This window comes from Sphingobium sp., from assembly GCA_035196065.1.
Lineage (GTDB): Bacteria > Pseudomonadota > Alphaproteobacteria > Sphingomonadales > Sphingomonadaceae > Sphingorhabdus_B > Sphingorhabdus_B rara.
Window position 1 is genome coordinate 1,197,855 of the sequence record CP136575.1, and the last position, 19,974, is coordinate 1,217,828.

Below are 19,974 nucleotides of genomic sequence, written 5' to 3' on the forward strand. Positions count from 1 at the left end.
GGAAGGAACGTGATGTCGGCCGCATCGGATCTCCGGTGCTAGGTTTTGCGGTCCCTGTTTCCCCCGAATACCCTCGCCTGGCATCGGAGCATCCGATTGAGCAAAACATTGTTCAAGAGGAGCTTTATCATGTCGGAACGCGATTTCCGTCTATTGCAATATCACCAGAAACTCGATGATGAGCTGCGGTCTGAAATCCGGCGCGCTTGGCCCAGCTTTGACCGCATCCAGCGATTGAAGCGTATGAAGCTCGCCGTAAAGGACAAGCTGCAACACGTCGTGACAAAAGGCCGAAAGCGCCCTGAGCCCGCCTGATATCGTTGCTCAGGCGGTAGCTGCAGGGACGGATATCAGGTGATACCGTCCCTGCATTGCTGCTCACCGTCGGTCTTTGGTCGGCACGTAGAAATCCGGATCCTTGTTCGCGACCCAATCGACGAAACGGCGGATTTCGGTATGGCCGAGCAATGCCACTGCCGTTGAATAGCGCCGTTCCAGTTCGCTGTTGGTGAAATTGGCGTGGATTGTCCGGTGGCAGATCGGGTGGATCGGCTCGCGTGACCGCCCACCCCTGCTCTTCGGTATCGGATGATGCCATTCGACGGTTTCACCGATCGTGCGGCTGCATAGCCAGCAGGTCTGCACGACCACTGCCTCATCCGCCGCTTCATCGGCATCCTCCCATCTCTGTTTCCGGGCCATGCGATGCTCTAAGGGCAGGTTTCAAGGCAATGGCCAACCGGCGTTTCCGCTGGGACCATCGTCACAAACTGGGCAAAGCCGCGCCGCGTCTTCGGGTTGACCCAAAGGCCGGCGCGCAAGGCATAGGCCTCACCTACATGGCCGATCCATCGCGTGCCCTTGCTATCCTGGTGGATGTGCACGCCAAGGCCATAGGCGTTGAAATAGCCGCGATCATCGTCCCCGTTGGCGCCATTGAACCGCCATTGCATCTTTGTCATTTCGGCAAAGGCCTTGCTCGACAAAAGCGGACGACCGCCATTGATCAGCACCTGCCCGATCTTGGACAAGCCCTGAGCTGAAATCCGCAGGCCGCCCTGCGGGCTGAAGGATGAGCCATTTTCTCCTATCCGGTAACGACCAAGATCGCAGCTGCCATCACTAGCTGCAAGCACAGGGCAAGGATCGGCACCCTGAATTGCCGCATCACGAGCAAGATCGCCATTGGTCCGCAGCAAGGTGACTGCTTGGCTCCGCCTTTGCGGAGAACAGCCCGAGCCCCAATTGAAGCAGGCGTCTAGCCTTAGCGGGGCCAGTACCTGCTTTGCGACAATGCGGTCAAACCGCTCGCGCGTGGCCGCTTCTATGGTCGCCGCGATGACCGGCGAATTGAGGTTGGCATAGCTGAAATAGTCGCCCGGTTCATGGATCGGGTTCCATGCGTCGGGATTTGCGAGAACGGTTGCGAGCTTGCCATCAAGCGGGATCAGATAATCGATGTTGTCGCGTATGCCCGATGTGTGCGCCAGCAAATGGCGCAGCGTGATCTTGCGGTCGGGAAAGGCCGGGTTGCGGATACTGTAACCCAAATAGTCGTTTATATCGCGATCAAGATCGATACGCCTCTGATCGACCAACCGCATTACCGCCAAGGCACCCACCAGTTTCGAGATTGATGCAACGCGCGCCGGATCGTTGATGGTCACGGGTCGTCCGACAACGCCGGCTTCGCCTGTCGCAGAATGTGCGGTGATTGCCGTCGCGCTGAAATCGACCCGCACTTGGGCCGGCTCGGGCAAACGCGAAGGGCTTTCGGCCATGGCCGGCGGTCCAGCCAGGAACGTTATGGTCGCGGAGATCAGCGCGCGCCGGGCAAAGCTGATGCTCACTCGTCGCCCCGGCATTCGCCTTCATGCGTGCCCTGCATCGTGCCCTTTAGCGTGATCTTGCCTGCCATAGGGACATGCACCTGCAGATCGGTATCGAACGCGAAATCTCGATCGCCGACGGTGCCGTTCAGATCTATGTTCGCTTTGCCAAGATCGCCCATGCCACACACCAGTTTCATCGTGACCCTGTTGCCGGCAATGTCGAATTGTTGGTAGCTGCAGTCTTCCGCGCCTTTGCCGCCGAAGAAATCGGGGCCGGGCTTTGCCGCTTCTGTTTTGCTGAGGCAGGATGCGCCCGATGCGCCTTTGGCGAGTTCGGACTTGATACTGGCTTTTTCATCATTGCCCAACCGCGGCACGTCGATTTCGGTAAAGGCAAAGGCCATGCGCCAACGGCCTGGTTCCATGGCCAGATAGCCATCGCGCTGCATTTCGGTGGCCCGCTCCTGACGGGAAACGACGCCGTCGCCATTGGTGTCTGCATTGTCGGCGCATCCTGTAATGGTCAACAACAGGGCGACGGGTGCGAAAGTTTTCAAAGCGGTTTTCATCATGACTGTGCCGGGCACTCCCCGATGCGCTTGCCTTCGACTTTGCCCTTCATCGTCAGATCCCCCATCGGCGTTCCGCCACTTTTCTGTTCCATGGTCATTGTGTAGCTTTCCTTGGCAAAGCTGCCATCCATCTTGCTGGCGATGGTCATTCCGCCTTGCGGTTTGCAGGTCATTTCGACTGCGATATTGTTACCGTTGCGGTCCAGTTTGGCAAATGTGCAATTGCTTTGTTCGTCGCCGCCAAAAAAATCGACGCCGGGATTTTCAGCCTGCTCCTTGGTGAGGCAGGATTGCACCGACATGCCGTTGCCCATTGCCTTCAGCATCTGGTCCTTGACTTCGGCCGGCAATTTGGGGGCGTCGATGCTGCTAAAGCTGATCTTCACTTCCCAAAGCCCGGGCTGCATTGCCATGGCCCCGTCTTGCGCCAGTTCGGCCTGAGCCTCTGCCGTGCTGACTTTGCCGTCACCATCCGAATCAGCCCCTTTGTTGGAACAACCCGACAGCGCAACCAATGCCGTTACCATTCCGATCGCCAGTAAAGGCTTCATAACTTGTCTCTCCTGGTCCCAAATACTCTTGAGAGCCCATGTTGTCGCCAAATATTCATGTTGGCAACCGTTTTACAGGAACGTCGCTTCGTTCATGACAAGGACAGTTCGGCTCGCTAAGGAGGCGCAATTGAGATCAAGGGAGTGTGCCCCAGCATGTTGCGTTTTTTGGCTTATCTGATGATTTCGCTGTTCGGTCTGTCAGCGGCATATGCGCAGGATGCGGTTCCCGCGCCTGTTGCCCCGGCTGCGGATCCAGCGGAAAATACGCTGCATCTCGACCTGTCTACTGGCGGGCGCGTGACAATTTTGATGTTCCCCGATGTTGCGCCTGCGCATGTTGAGCGGATCAAGACGCTGGCGCGCCAGGGCTTTTACAATGGCGTGGTCTTCCACCGCGTAATTGAAGGGTTTATGGCGCAGACCGGCGATCCGACAGGCACCGGCACAGGTGGTTCGCCGCTCCCTGACCTTAAGGCGGAATTCAATGATCGTGCGCATTTGCGCGGCACGGTTTCTATGGCGCGCGCGCAGGGTGATGACAGCGCAAACAGCCAGTTCTTCATCTGCTTTCTGCCGCGTTTTGGCCTCGACAAGAAATATACGGTTTTCGGTCGGGTGATCTCGGGGATGCAGTTTGTCGATGCGATCCAGCGCGGCGAGCCGCCGGCAACCCCGGACCGCATCGTGCAGGCGTCGATCGCTGCTGACAAATTGCCCCCGCCCGATTTTGCGGCTCTGGCGAAACCTGCCGCACCGGCAGCCCCCCAGATCAGCGTCTCTGACCTCAACCGGCCGCTTAACTGATCCACAAAAATGCGCGTAGACCTATTTGATTTCGAGCTCCCTCCGGAGCGCATTGCGCTGCGTCCGGTTTCTCCGCGCGATGCGGCGCGAATGTTATGTGTTTCCGGTGATGGCCCGATGGAGGATGCGCATGTGCGCGACCTTCCGTTGCGACTGCGCAAAGGTGACTGCCTTGTGTTCAACGACACCCGCGTGATCCCGGCACAGCTTGAAGGGCGGCGCGGAGCCGCCGGAATTGGCGCAACGCTTCACAAACGCATCGATCTGCGCCGCTGGCAGGCATTCATCCGCAACGCCAAACGGCTGAAGCCGGGGGACGAGATCATCTTCGGCGGCGGCGTGACCGTGACGGCGGAAGAACGGCTGGAGGACGGCAGCTTCATCCTCCTCTTCCATGGCGAGGAGGCGGTAGAAATTTTGCTTGATAGGGCGGGCACGATGCCGCTGCCGCCCTATATCGCCAGCAAGCGCGCAATCGATGAAGCCGACAAGAGCGATTATCAGACGATGTTCGCACAAAAGGACGGGGCGGTTGCTGCGCCTACGGCATCGCTGCACTTCACTCCTAAATTGATGGATGCACTTGCTGGCGCGGGCATCGGCCATGAAACACTGACGCTCCATGTTGGCGCGGGTACTTTTCTGCCGGTGAAGGCGGATGATACCGAAGAGCATAAGATGCATAGCGAATGGGGCCGGATCGATCCGGCGACTGCCGACCGGTTGAATGCTGTGCGCGATGCCGGTGGGCGGATCATCGCAGTCGGCACTACGGTGCTGCGCCTATTGGAAAGCGCGGCGAGCGAGGATCGACGCATACTTCCGTTCGAAGGTGATACCGACATCTTCATCACGCCAGGCTATCGCTTCAAGGGCGTTGACGGTCTGATGACCAATTTTCACTTGCCCAAATCGACACTGTTCATGCTGGTCAGTGCGTTGATGGGGCTCGATAGGATGCGCGCTGCTTATGCGCACGCAATCGAGACGGAATATCGTTTCTACAGCTATGGGGATTCGAGTCTGCTGATCCCTTAAGGGATCAATGGCCCTTCAACTCGTCCCCGGTCAGCCGCACGACGTGGAGCACGTTGGTTGAACCCGGCGTGCCGAAGGGAACGCCTGCCATCATGATCAATCGTGCACCGGCGCTGCCTAGATGATAGCGTAGCGCCATACGCTTGCCCTTCGCGACCATGTCTTCAAAACTGTCAATATCGCGGGTGCGCACGGCAAAGGCACCCCATAACAGTCCGAGCCGACGCGCAGTCTGTTGCGACGCGGTCAGCACCAACAACGGCACGGAGGGGCGCTCACGTGAAATGCGGCGCGCGGTCGAGCCTGACGATGTGAAGCAGACGATCGCGCTTGTTTCCACTGTATCGGCAATACGGCCGCTTGCCTCGGCCAAGGCATCGGCAGTGGTCGCATCGGCCGGGGTTTCGGTAAAGTGGATACGCTTGAAGAAATCCGGGTCGCTTTCGACCTGCTGCGCGATCCGGTCCATGATCGACACGGCCTCGATCGGCCATGCGCCCGCGGCGGTTTCAGCGGACAGCATCACCGCGTCAGCGCCATCGTAGATTGCAGTCGCTACGTCGGAGACTTCGGCGCGCGTCGGGGTCGGCGATACGATCATCGATTCCAGCATCTGCGTTGCGACAACAACCGGCTTGCCCATTTGCCGCGCGGTCGAGACAATCTTTTTCTGCAGCGGCGGCACCTGTTCGGGCGGCAGTTCTACGCCCAAATCGCCGCGCGCGACCATCACGCCATCGGCAAGCTCAAGGATTTCCTCCAGCCGGTGGATTGCCGCAGGCTTTTCGATTTTGGCCAGCAGCGATGCCTTGCCGCCGATCAACTTCTTGCCCTCGGCGACGTCTTCGGGTCGCTGCACGAAAGACATGGCAACCCAATCGACACCTTGCGCCAGCGCAAAGGCAAGATCCGACCGGTCCTTTTCGGTTAACGCCGCAATCGGCACGACAACATCGGGAACATTCAGCCCCTTGCGATCTGACAGCGCCCCGCCAACTTCGACGCGGGTGTCGATATGGTCGGGGCCGATATCGGTGACGCGCAGCACAACCTTGCCATCGTCAAGCAGCAAGCGCGTGCCTATTTCGAGCGCGGCATAGATTTCGGGGTGCGGTAAATGCACTCGGGTCGCGTCACCCGGCGTCTTGTTGGTATCAAGCCGAAAGGGAGCGCCGGTTTCCAGTGCAACCTTGCCGCCGGTAAAAGTGCCGACGCGCAGTTTGGGCCCTTGCAGGTCGACAAGGATCGTCGTCGGCCGGTTATAGGCCTTTTCCAGCGCCCGGATATTGGCGATCAGCTTCGCTTTGTCGGCCTGTTCGCCATGGCTCATATTGACGCGAAACGCATCGGCGCCGTTGCGGAACAGCTTCTCGATCATCTCTGGCGTATCGCTTGCCGGGCCTAATGTCGCGAGGATGCGGACCTTGCGCATGCGCGGCTTATGATATTGCATAGGGGAAAGCTCTCTTGCGGCTCTGGAATTTACGTCTTCGGCCCCCCATAACGATCAACGTCTGCAACGGGAAGGGAACATAGCTATGCCAAACGACAAATCCATCAGCGACGCCGCCGCGGCATCTGCCTTTCGCCGGCTGGTCGCGCACTTGCAGCATCGCCATGACGCGGAAAATATCGACCTGATGGGCCTTGCCGGTTTCTGCCGCAACTGTCTGGCCGACTGGGTGATGGAAGCGCAACCGGAATTGAACAAGGAAGAGGCGCGCACATTGATCCACGGCATGCCGTCTGCTGAATGGAAAGCGCAATACCAATCAGAGGCGACGCCGGCGCAGTTGCAGCGCATGCAGGAGAGTGTGGCGAAGAACGCGCCAAGCCACTAAGCGGGACGCATTCTGATTCGGGCCATGTCCGGCCCACAACCAACCGGAGAATATCATGTCCGAAGGCAATATCGCCGCAGACCAGTTGCGCCTGTTCATCGAACGCATCGAACGGCTTGAGGAAGAGAAAAAGGGCATCGCCGACGATATCCGTGACGTCTATTCCGAGGCGAAAAGCCAAGGCTATGACACCAAGATCATGCGCCAGATCGTTCGCCTGCGCAAAATGGAAACCCATGACAGGCAGGAAATGGAAGCGATCCTCGAAACCTATAAGTCGGCACTCGGGCTGGCGTAACTGCTGCCTTTCCCAGCAACGGCGCCCTGAACTTGTTTCAGGATGCCTTGTCCGCGATGTAAATTTTGCGGGTCCGCTATGTATTAGGGCCTTCGCGCCAAAGGCGTTTTCGATTAGATATCGGGGTGACCAGTAGGAGAGCCACGATGCTGCTTACCACCACCTCCACCGTCGAGGGGCGCCCCGTCGTCCAGTATCTGGGCGTTTTGACCGGCGAAGTCATTGTCGGCGCGAATATTTTCAAGGATCTGTTTGCAGGTATCCGCGACATTGTTGGCGGCCGATCAGGCGCATATGAAAACTCGCTGCGCGATGCCCGCGAAACCGCATTGAAGGAACTGGCCGACGAAGCCCGCGCACTGGGCGCAGACGGCGTGATCGGCATCGACCTTGATTATGAGGTTATGGGTCAGGGCGGCTCGATGTTGATGGTGAGCGCGTCAGGGACTGCGGTGAAGCTGGGGTAATCTGTGTGGCTTGCCGAAGGCGCGGTCCCTGATGTAAGGGCGCGCCTTCAGTTTCTTACAGCCGGGAAGAGAGCCATGGCAGGCCATAGCAAATTCAAGAATATCATGCACCGCAAGGGCGCGCAGGATAAGAAGCGCTCCGCGATGTTTTCCAAGCTAAGCCGCGAAATTACCGTCGCGGCAAAAATGGGGATGCCCGACCCCGATATGAACCCGCGCCTGCGGCTCGCGGTCAATGCGGCCAAGGCGCAGTCGATGCCCAAGGACAATATCCAGCGCGCCATCGACAAGGCGAGCGGCGGCGATGCTGAAAATTACGAAGAAATCCGCTATGAAGGCTATGGCCCGGGCGGCGTTGCCGTGATCGTCGAAGCGTTGACTGACAATCGCAATCGCACCGCCACCAATGTGCGCACTGCGTTCAGCAAGAATGGCGGCAATTTGGGCGCGTCAGGTGCAGTGAGCCACGGTTTTGACCGTATGGGCCTGATCACCTATCCAGCCAGCGCGGGCGATGCCGACGCCATGTTTGAAGCTGCGCTGGAGGCGGGTGCCGAGGATGTTGAAAGCGGCGAGGAAGAGCACAGCATCTGGACTGCGATGGACGCGCTGCACGAAGTTTCCAAGGCACTAGAAGCTACGCTGGGCGCGGCCGATAGTGCGAAGCTTGCCTGGCGCCCCCAAACGCAGGTCGAGGTGGACGAAGCCAATGCCGCAACCTTGCTCAAGATGATCGACACGCTTGAAGACGATGATGATGTCCAGACTGTCTGGGGCAATTATGATGTTTCCGACGAAGTGATGGCGAAGCTGGGTTAAGTCAGTCCCCCTCCCGCATGCGGGAGGGCCTATAACCCTCGATCGTCCTTGGGACAGGCCCTCCCCAGGCCCTCCCGCAAGTGGGAGAGGAAGCTATGATCATTTTGGGCCTCGACCCCGGCCTTGGCACCACAGGCTGGGGCGTCATCGCAAAGGATGGCAACCGCCTCAGCCATATCGACAATGGCGAGATCAGCACCGATGCGAAATTGCCGCTGGCGAACCGGCTGGTGCTACTCGACGAAAAACTGCGCGCGGTGATTGAGCATTTCCGTCCTGAACAGGCGGCGGTTGAGGAAGTGTTCGTCAACAAGAATGCGCAATCGACGCTGAAGTTGGGGCAGGCGCGCGGGGTGGTGCTGCTTGGTGCAGCGCGCAGCCGCATTCCCGTTACGGAATATGCAGCCCGGCTGGTCAAGAAATCGGTTGTCGGCACCGGCAAGGCCGACAAGGCGCAGATCGCGGCGATGCTGCGCGTCTTGATGCCCGGGCTGAAACTGGCCGGCGAGGATGCGGCGGATGCGCTCGCCGTGGCAGTGACGCACGCGCATCATACTCGCTGATATTGCGCTCCTGTGGGAGAGGGACATAATCGTTCTTACGATGTTCTCTTTTGCTTGCCGATTGCCTGCACCGGCGCTAACCAAATGATATGATCGCGAAACTTAATGGCCGCATCGATGAAACGGGCGTCGACAGCCTGGTGATCGACGTGAACGGCGTCGGCTATCTGGTGCAGGCAAGCGCGCGGACGCTGGCGGCATTGGGCTGTGCCGGTGATTTTGCCACAGTCTTCACCGAAATGCTGGTGAGCGAAAATGACCAGCGGCTGATCGGCTTTGCCAGCCGAGAGGAACGTGACTGGTTTCGCTTGCTGATCGGGGTGCAGGGCGTGGGTGCCAAGGTCGCGCTGGCCATTCTTTCAGCGCTGGAGGCGGACGATCTGACCATCGCGATTGCCAATGGCGACAGCGCGATGGTTGCGCGCGCCAACGGCGTCGGCCCGAAACTTGCCAGCCGCATTGTCAATGAATTGCGCGACAAGGTCGGCGCGCTGGCCGGAATCGGTGGCGGCGCGAAGCTGGCGGCGGCCGCCAAGGCCGGGAACAACAATGTGTCGGATGCCGTTGCTGCGCTCACCGGCCTCGGCTTCAAACCCGGTGAGGCGCAGGGTGCAGTCGCGCTGGCGCTGGAAGAATTGGGTGATGGCGCGACATTGGATGCGCTGGTGCGGCTGGCGCTGAAGAGAGCGGCGAAGTGACCGATAACCCCCACCTTACCCCGATGCGCAAGCCTGAAGATGTTGACGCCGCGCTGCGTCCCAAATCGCTGACCGAATTTATCGGGCAGCAGGCGGCGCGAGAGAATTTGCGCGTCTTTATCGAGGCGGCAAAATCGCGGGGCGATGCGCTTGACCATGTGCTCTTCTTCGGCCCGCCTGGCTTGGGCAAGACCACGCTGGCGCAGATTGTCGCAAAGGAAATGGGCGTCGGGTTCCGCTCGACCTCGGGCCCCGTCATCGCCAAGTCGGGCGACCTTGCGGCCTTGTTGACAACATTGGAAGAAGGCGACGTCCTGTTCATCGACGAGATTCACAGGCTCAATCCGGTGGTTGAGGAAATCCTCTATCCGGCGATGGAGGACCGCGCGCTCGATATCATGATCGGCGAAGGGCCGTCGGCGCGCTCAGTGCGCATCGACCTGCCTGCTTTCACGCTGGTCGGTGCGACGACGCGGCAGGGATTGCTGACCACGCCGCTGCGGGACCGTTTCGGCATTCCGGTGCGATTGAATTTCTACACGCATGACGAACTGGAGCTAGTCGTTACGCGAGCGGCGAAACTGCTCGGCCTCGAGATCGCCCCCGATGGTGCGCGCGAGGTTGCGAAGCGCTCACGCGGCACGCCACGTATCGCCGGGCGATTGCTGCGCCGCGTGCGCGATTTTGCAAATGTAGCGGGTGAAGAACTGGTTACGGCGAGCATCGCCGATGCCGCGCTGAACCGGCTTGAGGTCGACAGCCTTGGCCTTGATGCGATGGACCGCCGCTATCTGATGATGATCGCCGATATCTATCGCGGCGGGCCGGTGGGGGTAGAGGCGTTGGCGGCGGGGCTTTCGGAGCCGCGCGATACGATCGAGGATGTGGTGGAGCCCTATCTGCTCCAGCTTGGTCTGATCGCTCGCACCGCTCGCGGTCGGCAGTTGAACGGGCCGGGGTGGAAGCATCTGGGTATCACGCCGCCATCGGCTGTGCAGGACGGGTTGTTTGATAAATAGTCGCGCGGTTGTTTTTGATTTGTCATTCCGGTCGGGGGTGACACTTAAATTCTTGGACAGCCCGAGTCATTTCATCGGCCAACGGAGTCTCTGCCGGTATAACCCCCTTCCGATACGAGAATCCTTGCGTTAAGCCACTGGAGTATGAGCGGCACGCAACCCTATCACGGCCATTTCGCCAAATCCGAAGATGGGGTGCGCCGCCACCTGTTTGCAGTGCGGGTCTATTTCGAGGACACTGACTTTTCCGGTGTCGTCTATCACAGCCGCTACCTCCATTTCATGGAACGCGCCCGATCCGACATGCTGACCGTCGCGGGCATTGACCAGCGCAGCGCCTATGCAGGTGGGGAGGGTGTTTATGCGGTCGCTGACCTCCACATCAAATATCGTGCGCCGGCGCATTTTGACGACGCGCTCCTCGTCGTCTCGACGGTTGAAGAAATTCGGGGCGCAAGCGTTGTTATTCATCAGGCAGTCATGCGCGGCGACCAAATCCTGACCGAGGCAGAAGTCACCGCCGCATTCCTGACACCAGAGGGCCGTCCGCGTCGGCAACCCAAGGCGTGGCTCGAATTATTTGAAGCGATCAAGGCAAGGTAGAAAGACATTTATGGATTTACCGATTCTGGCCCAGGGCGCGAGTTTCTCTCCGATGCACCTCTTCCTTCAGGCCGATTGGGTCGTGAAGGCGGTGATGATCGGGCTAGCGGTCGCCAGCGTCTGGGTATGGACGATCATCATCAGTTTCGTTTTGAAGATGCGCGGCATAGTGAAGGAGAGCGAAGCCTTTGAACGTGAATTCTGGCGCACCGAGGATGTCGACGCCTATGTAAAGGCGCATGGGAAATCCGATCTGCCACTCGCCCGGGTCTTTGCGGCCGGGATCAGTGAGTGGCGCCGTTCGACCAGCGGCAAGTCGGTTGACCGTCAGGGTACCCGCGACCGCCTGGCGACCGCGATGGACGCAACGATTGCGGCCGAAAGCGAAAAGCTTTCGAACCGATTGAACTTTCTTGCCACCACCGGCGCGGTTGCCCCCTTTGTCGGACTGTTCGGCACTGTGTGGGGCATTATGCGCAGTTTTTCCGCCATCGCCGCCGAGCAGAATAGCAGCCTTGCCGTTGTTGCCCCCGGCATTGCCGAGGCGCTGTTTGCCACCGCAATCGGCCTGTTTGCAGCTATCCCGGCGGTGATCGCCTATAACCGTTTTTCACACCGCCTGAACCAGTATGAAGCGCGCATGGGCCGCTTTGCCGACGGGTTTCATGGGATGCTGAGCCGCGAATTGGAGCGGGAAGGCTGATCGCGTGGCAATGAACCTCAACTCCGGCGGTTCCGCCCGCCGCGGTCGTCGCGGGACGCGCCGCGCGCCCATGGCGGAGATCAATGTTACGCCTTTTGTCGATGTGATGCTGGTTCTGCTGATCATTTTCATGGTCACTGCGCCGTTGCTTGTTTCGGGTGTGCCGGTCGAACTGCCCGAAAGCAGCGCGAAGCCGCTCGACCAGAAAGCGGAACCGATCGATATTTCGATCGACAAGGAAGGTCAGGTCTTCCTCGACAGCGAACCCGTCAGTGATGGCGAGCTCTCGGCGCGGCTTGAGCAAATTGCGGGCGAACAGGATCCCGACAATCCGCGCCAGATCATGCTGCGCGGCGATGCCGCGATCAGCTATGGCGAGATGATGAAGGTGATGGGCGAGTTGAACCGGGTCGGGCTGAATTCGGTCAGCCTGCTGACGACCGCGGCATCCGCGCCGGTCACCGAAGGTTCATCTGAGGAGCAATAGCCATCATGGCGATGGACCGTGCGGAAAGGATAGGGCTGGGAACTGCCGTCGGCGGCCATGCATTACTGCTTGGCGCGTTCGCGATTGCGGGCTTGTTAACGGCCGACCGCATCGTCAAGCCGCAGCCAATTTCGGTCACGCTCGATGGCCCGGTCGCCGATGTCTCGACTGCCCCCGATCCAGTGCAGGAAGAACCCACCCCCGCTGCGGCTGCCGCCGAGCCGGAACCTGCCGAGGCTGAACCGGCACCGGCAATGAAGATCGAAAAGCCTACCCCCAAACCGCTTCCCAAGGCGGTTGAAAAGCAGAAGCCGGCACCGCAAGCGAAGCCAGCCCCCAAGCCTTTGCACAAGCAGGCGGCGACCCCGCCCAGGCAGAAAACCGCTACACAGCCCACCCCCAAACAGGCGACCCCGAAACAGGCTAACCCGCGCCCATTCAGCAAAAGTTTCGAAGATGCGGTGCGCGGAACGGGAAGCAACCCCCAGCCGACACAGGGTACGGCCCAGCAGGCGGGCACGGTTGCGCGCAAAGCCGGGCCGGAAGTCCGGCGCGAGGTCAACGCCGCGCTAGGCCCGCAGATTCGTGACAAGATTGAACGCTGCGCTCCAACGGGCCTTGATATTCGCCAGATCGAAACCTTCGTAACCCTCAATCTCGACGCGACCGGCAGGCTGATCGATGTGCGGGTGGACAAGCAGACCGGGATTAACGATAATAATCGCCCGCAAGCGGAGCCGTTGAAGCGGTGCATCATTCAGGCGGTGCGTGCCGCATCGCCTTTCCGGGGGCTCGACCCCGAATATCACGACGTGTGGAAGACGCATGCAATGCGGCTGCGTGCCACGGGCTGAACAGGAAGAGCGATATGAAAGCGAAACGATCGATACTGTCTTTCCTGCTGGCGTTGATGGGGTTGGTCGCAATTGCGCCGATAGCCGCTGCGCAGGATGCAGCGCCCGACGATGAACCGGAACTGGTCGAATTTGATACCGCTAAGGCTCGCCGCATCGCTGTCCCTGCTCTGGTCGCGCCGAACCCGGCCGATACCCCCGCCGGCAACAGCGCCAATCTGGGCCGGCAGATCGCCGAGGTCATCGCTGCCAATTTGCGCAACAGCGGACTGTTCGAGCCGCAGGGCCCTGCCGGAATCCGCCCGATCACCCTGGCCGAGGTAACCACACCGCAATATGATTATTGGAAAGGCCGGAATGTCGAACAGTTGATCGAAGGCTTTGTCCGTGTCGGCGGCGACGGCCAATTGACCGTCGGATGTTATCTGTATGACGTAAATTTTGGACAGGAATTGACGCGGCTCGGTTTCGTTGTCGCCCCGCGCGACTGGCGGCGGGCGGCGCATAAATGTTCGGATGCGATCTATTCGAAACTAACTGGCGAACTGCCCTTTTTCGACAGCCGCATTGCTTACATCGCGGAGACTGGGCCGAAGGGCAAACGCGTGAAGCGGCTGGCAATCATGGATTCGGATGGGGCGAACCACCGTTTCATCACCAATGGGCAGTCGACCGCGCTGACCCCGCGTTTCTCGCCCAACTACAAGTCGATCCTCTATCTCAGCTATCAGGATGGGAACCCGCGCATTTATGTCTATGATATCGACAGCGGGCGGCAACGGCTGATCACCCAGTCGCGCAATCCCACCTTTGCTCCGCGCTGGTCACCCGACGGGCAGACGATCCTTTATTCAATGGCCGTTGCAGGCAATACCGATGTGTACAAGGTATCAGCAAGTGGCGGCGCGCCAGTGAGGTTGACGACCGCGCCCGGCATCGATGTGGGCGGCAGTTTCTCTCCGGATGGCCGACAGATCGTGTTCGAAAGCGATCGGGGCGGCAGCCAGCAGATCTACATCATGAACACGGATGGATCGAGCCAGCGCCGGATCAGCTATGGCGGCGGGCGTTATGCGACACCGGAATGGAGCCCGCGCGGGGACCTGATCGCCTATACCCGCATTGCGGGCGATTTCCGTGTTGGGGTGATGCGCCCCGATGGATCGGGCGAACGTCTGCTCACCGACAGCTGGCAGGATGAGGCGCCGACCTGGGCACCCAATGGCCGAGTGATCCAGTTCTTTCGCACGGAGAGAAACAGTGGTAAAACAAGTGTCTGGCAGGTCGATCTGACCGGGCGCAACGAAAGAAAGTTGCCCACCCCGGTTGATGGTTCGGATCCCGCTTGGGGGCCTGTGCTTCCATAAGCGCGTTTAAACTTGGGGGCGTTAGGAAAGGAAAAGAATAAGATGACGAAAACGGCACGCACCATGGCCCTGCTGCTTCTCGCCTGCACCGCGCTTGCGGCTTGCGGCAAGAAGGAGATCAAGGATTTGCCGCCCGTTGCGGACAATACTACGGGCACATCTAATCCCGATATGAACAGCCAGCCGACCGAACCGACGATCGTGCCTGGCAGCCAGGAAGATTTCATCCGTTCGGTTGGAGATATGGGCGATCGCATCTTCTTTGACACCGACCGGTTCAACATCGATACCGCCGATCAGGCGACTTTGCAGACCCAGGCGCAATGGTTGGCGCGCTATCCTAATGCGATGGTCACTATCGAGGGGCATGCCGACGAACGCGGCACCCGCGACTATAACCTCGCGCTGGGTGAACGTCGTGCCAATGCCGCAAAAAACTATCTGGCTTCGCTGGGCGTCGACGCCTCGCGGATACAGACCGTCAGCTATGGCAAGGAACGCCCACAGGCACTCGGATCGAACGAGGAAGCCTGGGCGCAAAATCGCCGCGCTGTGACGCTGGTTATCCGGTAAGTAATCTCGCCCCTGCCTGCGCAGGGGCGACCTCTCAATCGGCCTTCGTGCGATAGGGCACAAATTCGCCCAAGCTACATACCGGGCCGGGCATCCCACTGGTGCGATCGACAAGGCGCACAATATCGCCGCGGCACAATTGCCCGCCAAAGCTTTCAGTCACCAGAACATCGGAATCGCGCGCCAAGCCGGGGCAGGGCGAACGCAGCTTGTTCTGATAGACCAGTCGGCCCGACTGACGGTAGAGCACCATATCATCGCTGATCCGGATCATGTTTTCGCGGCCCAATGTCGAGATGCAGTTTTGCGGTTCTCCGGCAACCTTGCCCTTCAATTCCTTGGCGAGGATCTTTGCTTCACGGTCGCGGATTGGCGCCGGGCTATTCTCGGCGTCGCCATAGCTACAGCCCGAAAGCAGCACGGTACCGGCCAGTGCGAGCATAAGGGTAATGCGCATATCATCCTCCGCGATCAAATGTCGTATCGACATTGAACGATAGCCGATTATCCAGAAATGAACGAGACAGAAATAAGGGGAGATGAAGGTGGCAGCATGGCCCGTACTTGAATGGGATGGCGAACGCACCGGCCCGCTAAAGGGTATCAAGGTGCTGGACATGTCGACCGTAGTCCTTGGACCGTTCGCAACGTTGCAACTGGCCGATCTCGGCGCAGAGGTGATCAAGATCGAAAATGCGGCTGGCGGCGGCGATATCATGCGCAGGGCCGGAGACAATCCTACCGGTGACCTTGGCCCGATCTTTGCCAGCCTCAACCGAAACAAGAAATCGGTCGCGCTGGATGCTTCAATCGCAGAGGACAAGGCGGCTATCCTTGCTATGGCGGCAGAAGCCGATGTCTTTTTCCATAATGTGCGTATGGCCGGGATGGAGCGGCTTGGCCTTGGTTATGAGGCGCTGAAGGCGGTGAACCCCGAAATTGTCTATGTTCATTGCGCAGGCTTTGGCGCGGATGGCCCCTATGCCAAAAGGCAGGCTTATGACGACATCATCCAGGCAGCATCGGGCTTTGCCGCACTGTTCGAGATGCGCGATGCCGGCCGGCCACAATATGCGCCGACGCTTGTGGCGGACAAAGTCAGCGGGCTGTTTGCCGCCAATGCCGTGACGGCGGCATTGCTCGCGCGCGCCAACGGGCATGGCGGACAATTTGTGCAGGTGCCGATGTTCGAATGCTTCACATGGTTTAACATGGTCGAAAATTTGTGGGGCAACACCTACATACCAGGGAATGGAAAGCTGGCCTATACCCGCTCAGTTAACCCCCGGCGCCGGCCTTATCCGACCAAGGATGGCTATATCGCGATCGTCCCTTATGTGGACAATCAATGGGAACGCTTTTTCGAATTGGCTGGCCGACCTAACATTTTTCAGGATCCGCGCTTCTCGACCTATGAAGCGAGGCTGGTGAACACGGCCGAGCTATATGCGACGATCGAAGAATCGACTGCGATCAAGACCACCGACCAATGGCTTGAACTGCTCGATGCCAACAACATTCCTGCGATGCGTTACAACCGCATGGCCGATATGTTCGACGACCCGCATCTGAAAGCAGTCGACTTTTTCGAAGAGCGTGAAGCTAAAGCAGGCTATCGTTACCGCTCGATGCGCCATCCGGTGCATTATTCGGCAACCCCCGCCTCAATTTATGGTGATCCGCCCAGCCTTGATGCCGACCGCGATGAGGTCCTGGGATCGGAATAAGAATGTCCCTTGACGCGCGTAGGGTCGGCGGGTTCAATCCTTCGCCTTCTCCGCCTCGATCCAATCCTTCACTATGGTTTCAAGGACATCCAGCGGGACCGATCCCTGACCCAGCACAGTATCATGGAATGCGGCAAGGTCGAATTTCGAGCCCAGTTCCCGTGTTGCAAGTTCACGCAGTTCGCGGATCTTGAGTTCGCCGATCTTGTAGGCAAGCGCCTGTCCGGGCCAACTGATATAGCGGTTCACTTCCGCCTCGATATTGGCATCGGTCAGCGCGCTGTTATCGCGCATGAACGCCATGGCCTGTGCCTTGCTCCAGCCTTTGGCATGGATGCCGGTATCGACGACAAGCCGGCAGGCGCGCCACATTTCGTAAGACAGGCGGCCCATATCCTTGGCCGGTGTGTCATACAGCCCCATTTCGATCCCGAGCCGTTCGGAATAGAGGCCCCAGCCTTCGGTAAAGGCTGTGAAAAAGGCACCGTGCTTGCGGAAATCGGAAAGGTCGAGCTCCTGCTGGAGCGCGATCTGATGATGATGTCCCGGTACTGCTTCATGCACCGAAAGCGCAGGGATTTCCCAGAAGGGCCGCTGATCCAGCTTTGACGTGTTCACATAATAAAATCCGGCAACGCCAATGGCTGGCGATCCCGGGCTGTAAAAGGCGGTCGTTGTGCCTTCCGCAATCTCTGCCGGAATTTCCTTGATGCCATAAGGCAAGCGCGGCAGGCGGTGGAATAAGCTGGGCATCTTCCCGTCGATGGTTTTGGTAACGCGTGCGACCTTTTCCATCAGCTCTTCGGGCGTTTTCGCATAGTAGCGGGGATCGGTGCGCAGATGCTCGATAAAGGCTTCGCGGCTTTCAAAACCGGCCTTTTTTGCAACCTCGACCATTTCGGCACGAATGCGCGCGACTTCCTTCAGGCCCAGATTATGGATCTGGTCGGCGTTCAAGTTCGTCGTCGTTTCCTGCCGGATGCGGAAACTATAATAGGCCATGCCGCCTGGCTGGGCAGAAACGCCCGGTGATTTGGCACAGGCGGGCTTGTAGCTTTTGGTAAACCAGTGGAGATGCTTGTTAAGCGCAGGATAGATGATGTTAGAGATTGCCGCGACAGCTTCTGTCTGGAGCGCACTCCATTCGGTTTCGCTGATGCTGTCTGGGCGGGTCCGGGTGAAGGGCTGGAAATAGCGCGACTGTCGCGGATCGGCGACGATCAGCCCCGAAATTCCCTTTTCGTAACCGGGCAAGATTTCGCAAGGCAGGGTATATCTGCCCTTGATAGCGGCGTCGGCCACGGCCAGCGCCTCGTCATTTGCCCGGCCATATTGGCCAAGGCGGGCGATATAGCTGCGATAATGGGAAAGCCTGCGGAACGGCAGATTGTTGGCCATTCCGGCAAAGCTTTGATGCCATCCCGAATAGGTCGAGAAATTCATTGTGCGCTGGCCATAGCCATTGCCCTCGATTGACCCTTCGAGCGTCCGTCTCAATATGCCATATTCGATCCGCTGCTTTGCGCTTAACTGCGCCTCTGGGATCGCCTGCAGCCGCGTCAGATAATCGGCACTCGCCTTTGCAAAACGGTCCATTCCTGCAAGGCTGTAATCACCCAGTTTGCCGGCATAGCTGTCATTGCCGAGCGAGCTTGCCATCACCGGCGATTCTTCGACTACATAAGCCCAATAATCATCGACCAGCGCCTTGAGGTCGCTGCCCGGGTCGGCCCATGCAGGCGAGGGTGCCAGCGCCAATGCAGCAAGCGAACACAACAATGACTTGCGCATCTATTTCCTCCCGAAACGCTTTGGATGATCGGTGCCGGAAAGCCTGACCCTGTGTCAAGCACGGGGTGACGAAGCCCACGGCCATGTTTTTCCGTGTATGACGACTGGCGGGAATATCTCCATGCCGACGTCACCATATTGACTTGTCCGGCTGGCAGCGCATGGCGTTGAGTGAATGATTGGGAGATTTACCATGACGATGCGTCGGTCCTTTGCTGTTTCACTGCTTGGCGGATTGCTTCTCGCTGGTTGCGCGTCAAAACAGGGCGTTGCGCCTGTCTCTGCGCCTACCACTCCTGCGAGCGCGCAAGAAGCATTGCGCCCCTATTACGCGTCGTTGGCGGCTAAGCTGCCGGTTGCGCCGGCCAATCCCGCGCTGGCGGATGACACCACGCTCACCCGGATCGCATTTGGCAGTTGCGTCAATGAAAACCGGGCGATGGCCTTCTGGGATGTGATCGCCGCGCAGAAACCGCAGGCCTTCCTGCTGATTGGCGACAATGTCTATGGCGATACAGGAGCGACCGGTGCGGCCGACATCCCGACCCTGTCGGCCAGCTACCGCAAATTGTCGAGCCGGCAGGAGTTTGACCGTTTCCGCCGCAGCGTGCCGATGATGACGACATGGGATGACCATGATTTTGGTGAGAATGATGTCGGCGGCAGCTTTGCCTTCAAGGAATGGGCAGAAAAGGCTTATGAAAGCTATTGGAGCAGCAGCGAAGAGGTGCGCGGGCGGCCGGGCGTCTATGAAAGCCGCATCGTCGGACCTGAAGGAAAGCGCGTGCAGTTCATCATCCTCGACACACGCTTCTTCCGGTCTGACCTTGTCCGTATGCCCTATCGCGATCCGGGGCCGTCGCTCGGCTGGTATCTGCCCAATGTCGATCCAAAGGCTACCATGTTGGGCGATGCACAATGGCAATGGCTGGAAGGTGAACTTGCTAAACCCGCTGAACTGCGGTTCATCATCTCCTCGATGCAGGTGGTGACGAGTGCGCATAATTTCGAAGGCTGGACCAACTTTCCCAAGGAACGCGACCGGCTTTATCGCCTGCTTGCAGACAAAGGTGTGAACAATGCGCTGTTTCTGTCGGGCGATCGCCATGCCGGTGGTTTCTACAAGGCAGACGTGCCCGGGCTGTCGCGACCGGTCTGGGACTTTACCTCAAGTTCGTTAAACTTCGCTTTTGGCCGCGGCAACAATGCTGACCGCGAACCCGATCCGGCGCGGACAGGCGGTTTTTGGGCGATCCCCAATTTCGGCCAGATCGATATCGACTGGAGCGCAAAGAAGGTGAAGCTAAGCCTGCGTCGCGACGATGGCAGCGTGATCGAGGAGCAGCTGGTCTCACCGTTCTGAT

At 59.1% G+C, this 19,974-nt stretch carries 25 protein-coding genes; 18 read left to right on the forward strand and 7 right to left on the reverse strand.

Annotated features, from left to right (window positions below; translation table 11 throughout):
- Positions 1-129 precede the first annotated feature (129 nt).
- Positions 130-315, forward strand: a complete 186-nt coding sequence (locus RSE16_05700; GenBank protein ID WRH76961.1) for a YdcH family protein — start codon at positions 130-132, stop codon at positions 313-315.
- Between the two features lie 63 nt (positions 316-378).
- On the opposite strand, the gene RSE16_05705 is transcribed toward RSE16_05700, so the two are convergent.
- The 4 genes from RSE16_05705 to RSE16_05720 are packed head-to-tail and all read right to left on the reverse strand — an operon-like array spanning position 379 to position 2,955.
- Positions 379-702: an HNH endonuclease gene (locus RSE16_05705; GenBank protein ID WRH76962.1), complete on the reverse strand. Its 324-nt coding sequence runs from the start codon at positions 700-702 to the stop codon at positions 379-381.
- A gap of 8 nt (positions 703-710) precedes the next feature.
- On the reverse strand, positions 711-1,850 hold the full coding sequence (locus RSE16_05710; GenBank protein ID WRH76963.1) for a serine hydrolase domain-containing protein: 1,140 nt from the start codon (positions 1,848-1,850) through the stop codon (positions 711-713).
- Positions 1,847-2,404: a DUF3617 domain-containing protein gene (locus tag RSE16_05715; GenBank protein ID WRH76964.1), complete on the reverse strand. Its 558-nt coding sequence runs from the start codon at positions 2,402-2,404 to the stop codon at positions 1,847-1,849. The genes RSE16_05710 and RSE16_05715 overlap by 4 nt, the downstream gene beginning before the upstream one ends.
- Positions 2,401-2,955 carry a DUF3617 domain-containing protein gene (locus RSE16_05720; GenBank protein WRH76965.1) on the reverse strand — a complete coding sequence of 185 codons (555 nt, stop codon included), beginning with the start codon at positions 2,953-2,955 and terminating at the stop codon, positions 2,401-2,403. The genes RSE16_05715 and RSE16_05720 overlap by 4 nt, the downstream gene beginning before the upstream one ends.
- Before the next feature lie 156 nt (positions 2,956-3,111).
- Between RSE16_05720 and RSE16_05725 the strand changes: the two genes are divergently transcribed.
- Together RSE16_05725 and queA are read left to right on the forward strand one after the other, a co-directional pair.
- Positions 3,112-3,762: a peptidylprolyl isomerase gene (locus RSE16_05725; protein WRH76966.1), complete on the forward strand. Its 651-nt coding sequence runs from the start codon at positions 3,112-3,114 to the stop codon at positions 3,760-3,762.
- Between the two features lie 9 nt (positions 3,763-3,771).
- On the forward strand, positions 3,772-4,800 hold the full coding sequence (queA, locus tag RSE16_05730) for a tRNA preQ1(34) S-adenosylmethionine ribosyltransferase-isomerase QueA (protein WRH76967.1): 1,029 nt from the start codon (positions 3,772-3,774) through the stop codon (positions 4,798-4,800).
- 4 nt (positions 4,801-4,804) lie between these two features.
- Here queA and pyk read toward each other — a convergent pair whose 3' ends face one another.
- The gene (gene pyk, locus RSE16_05735) at positions 4,805-6,232 is read right to left on the reverse strand and encodes a pyruvate kinase (GenBank protein WRH76968.1); all 1,428 of its coding nucleotides are present in this window, start codon (positions 6,230-6,232) and stop codon (positions 4,805-4,807) included.
- A 106-nt stretch (positions 6,233-6,338) separates the two neighbouring features.
- Here pyk and RSE16_05740 point away from each other — a divergent pair, with 106 nt between their 5' ends.
- The 13 genes from RSE16_05740 to pal all read left to right on the forward strand — a co-directional run bounded on the left by RSE16_05740 (position 6,339) and on the right by pal (position 15,092).
- Positions 6,339-6,641 carry a DUF1244 domain-containing protein gene (locus RSE16_05740; GenBank protein WRH76969.1) on the forward strand — a complete coding sequence of 101 codons (303 nt, stop codon included), beginning with the start codon at positions 6,339-6,341 and terminating at the stop codon, positions 6,639-6,641.
- 55 nt (positions 6,642-6,696) lie between these two features.
- The gene (locus RSE16_05745) at positions 6,697-6,939 is read left to right on the forward strand and encodes a DUF2312 domain-containing protein (protein ID WRH76970.1); all 243 of its coding nucleotides are present in this window, start codon (positions 6,697-6,699) and stop codon (positions 6,937-6,939) included.
- Between the two features lie 146 nt (positions 6,940-7,085).
- Entirely contained in the window at positions 7,086-7,406 is a 321-nt protein-coding gene (locus RSE16_05750) for a heavy metal-binding domain-containing protein (protein WRH76971.1), read from the forward strand.
- Between the two features lie 75 nt (positions 7,407-7,481).
- Positions 7,482-8,225: a YebC/PmpR family DNA-binding transcriptional regulator gene (locus RSE16_05755; GenBank protein ID WRH76972.1), complete on the forward strand. Its 744-nt coding sequence runs from the start codon at positions 7,482-7,484 to the stop codon at positions 8,223-8,225.
- A 95-nt stretch (positions 8,226-8,320) separates the two neighbouring features.
- Complete coding sequence (ruvC, locus tag RSE16_05760; GenBank protein WRH76973.1) at positions 8,321-8,788, forward strand: crossover junction endodeoxyribonuclease RuvC; 468 nt, start codon at positions 8,321-8,323, stop codon at positions 8,786-8,788.
- Positions 8,789-8,877: 89 nt separating this feature from the next.
- Positions 8,878-9,486, forward strand: a complete 609-nt coding sequence (gene ruvA / locus RSE16_05765) for a Holliday junction branch migration protein RuvA (GenBank protein ID WRH76974.1) — start codon at positions 8,878-8,880, stop codon at positions 9,484-9,486.
- Positions 9,483-10,505: a Holliday junction branch migration DNA helicase RuvB gene (gene ruvB, locus RSE16_05770; GenBank protein WRH76975.1), complete on the forward strand. Its 1,023-nt coding sequence runs from the start codon at positions 9,483-9,485 to the stop codon at positions 10,503-10,505. The genes ruvA and ruvB overlap by 4 nt, the downstream gene beginning before the upstream one ends.
- 144 nt (positions 10,506-10,649) lie before the next feature.
- A complete protein-coding gene (locus tag RSE16_05775) occupies positions 10,650-11,108 on the forward strand; it encodes a YbgC/FadM family acyl-CoA thioesterase (protein ID WRH76976.1) in 459 nt (152 codons plus the stop codon).
- A 10-nt stretch (positions 11,109-11,118) separates the two neighbouring features.
- Positions 11,119-11,811, forward strand: coding sequence for a protein TolQ (tolQ, locus tag RSE16_05780; GenBank protein ID WRH76977.1), 693 nt, complete (start codon positions 11,119-11,121; stop codon positions 11,809-11,811).
- Between the two features lie 10 nt (positions 11,812-11,821).
- Entirely contained in the window at positions 11,822-12,298 is a 477-nt protein-coding gene (gene tolR / locus RSE16_05785; GenBank protein ID WRH76978.1) for a protein TolR, read from the forward strand.
- Between the two features lie 5 nt (positions 12,299-12,303).
- Positions 12,304-13,152 (forward strand): hypothetical protein, encoded by an 849-nt coding sequence (locus RSE16_05790; protein ID WRH76979.1) that lies wholly within the window; start codon positions 12,304-12,306, stop codon positions 13,150-13,152.
- 14 nt (positions 13,153-13,166) lie between these two features.
- Entirely contained in the window at positions 13,167-14,519 is a 1,353-nt protein-coding gene (gene tolB / locus RSE16_05795) for a Tol-Pal system beta propeller repeat protein TolB (protein WRH76980.1), read from the forward strand.
- A 42-nt stretch (positions 14,520-14,561) separates the two neighbouring features.
- Positions 14,562-15,092 (forward strand): peptidoglycan-associated lipoprotein Pal, encoded by a 531-nt coding sequence (pal, locus tag RSE16_05800; GenBank protein WRH76981.1) that lies wholly within the window; start codon positions 14,562-14,564, stop codon positions 15,090-15,092.
- A gap of 34 nt (positions 15,093-15,126) precedes the next feature.
- Here the strand turns inward: pal and RSE16_05805 are convergent, their stop codons facing one another.
- A complete protein-coding gene (locus RSE16_05805; GenBank protein WRH76982.1) occupies positions 15,127-15,549 on the reverse strand; it encodes a DUF6491 family protein in 423 nt (140 codons plus the stop codon).
- 88 nt (positions 15,550-15,637) lie between these two features.
- Here RSE16_05805 and RSE16_05810 point away from each other — a divergent pair, with 88 nt between their 5' ends.
- Positions 15,638-16,819, forward strand: a complete 1,182-nt coding sequence (locus RSE16_05810; GenBank protein ID WRH76983.1) for a CoA transferase — start codon at positions 15,638-15,640, stop codon at positions 16,817-16,819.
- A gap of 33 nt (positions 16,820-16,852) precedes the next feature.
- Here RSE16_05810 and RSE16_05815 read toward each other — a convergent pair whose 3' ends face one another.
- Positions 16,853-18,610 carry a DUF885 domain-containing protein gene (locus RSE16_05815; GenBank protein ID WRH76984.1) on the reverse strand — a complete coding sequence of 586 codons (1,758 nt, stop codon included), beginning with the start codon at positions 18,608-18,610 and terminating at the stop codon, positions 16,853-16,855.
- A gap of 193 nt (positions 18,611-18,803) precedes the next feature.
- On the opposite strand from RSE16_05815, the gene RSE16_05820 reads away from it, so the two are divergent.
- On the forward strand, positions 18,804-19,973 hold the full coding sequence (locus RSE16_05820) for an alkaline phosphatase D family protein (protein WRH76985.1): 1,170 nt from the start codon (positions 18,804-18,806) through the stop codon (positions 19,971-19,973).
- The last annotated feature ends 1 nt before the right edge of the window (position 19,974 follow it).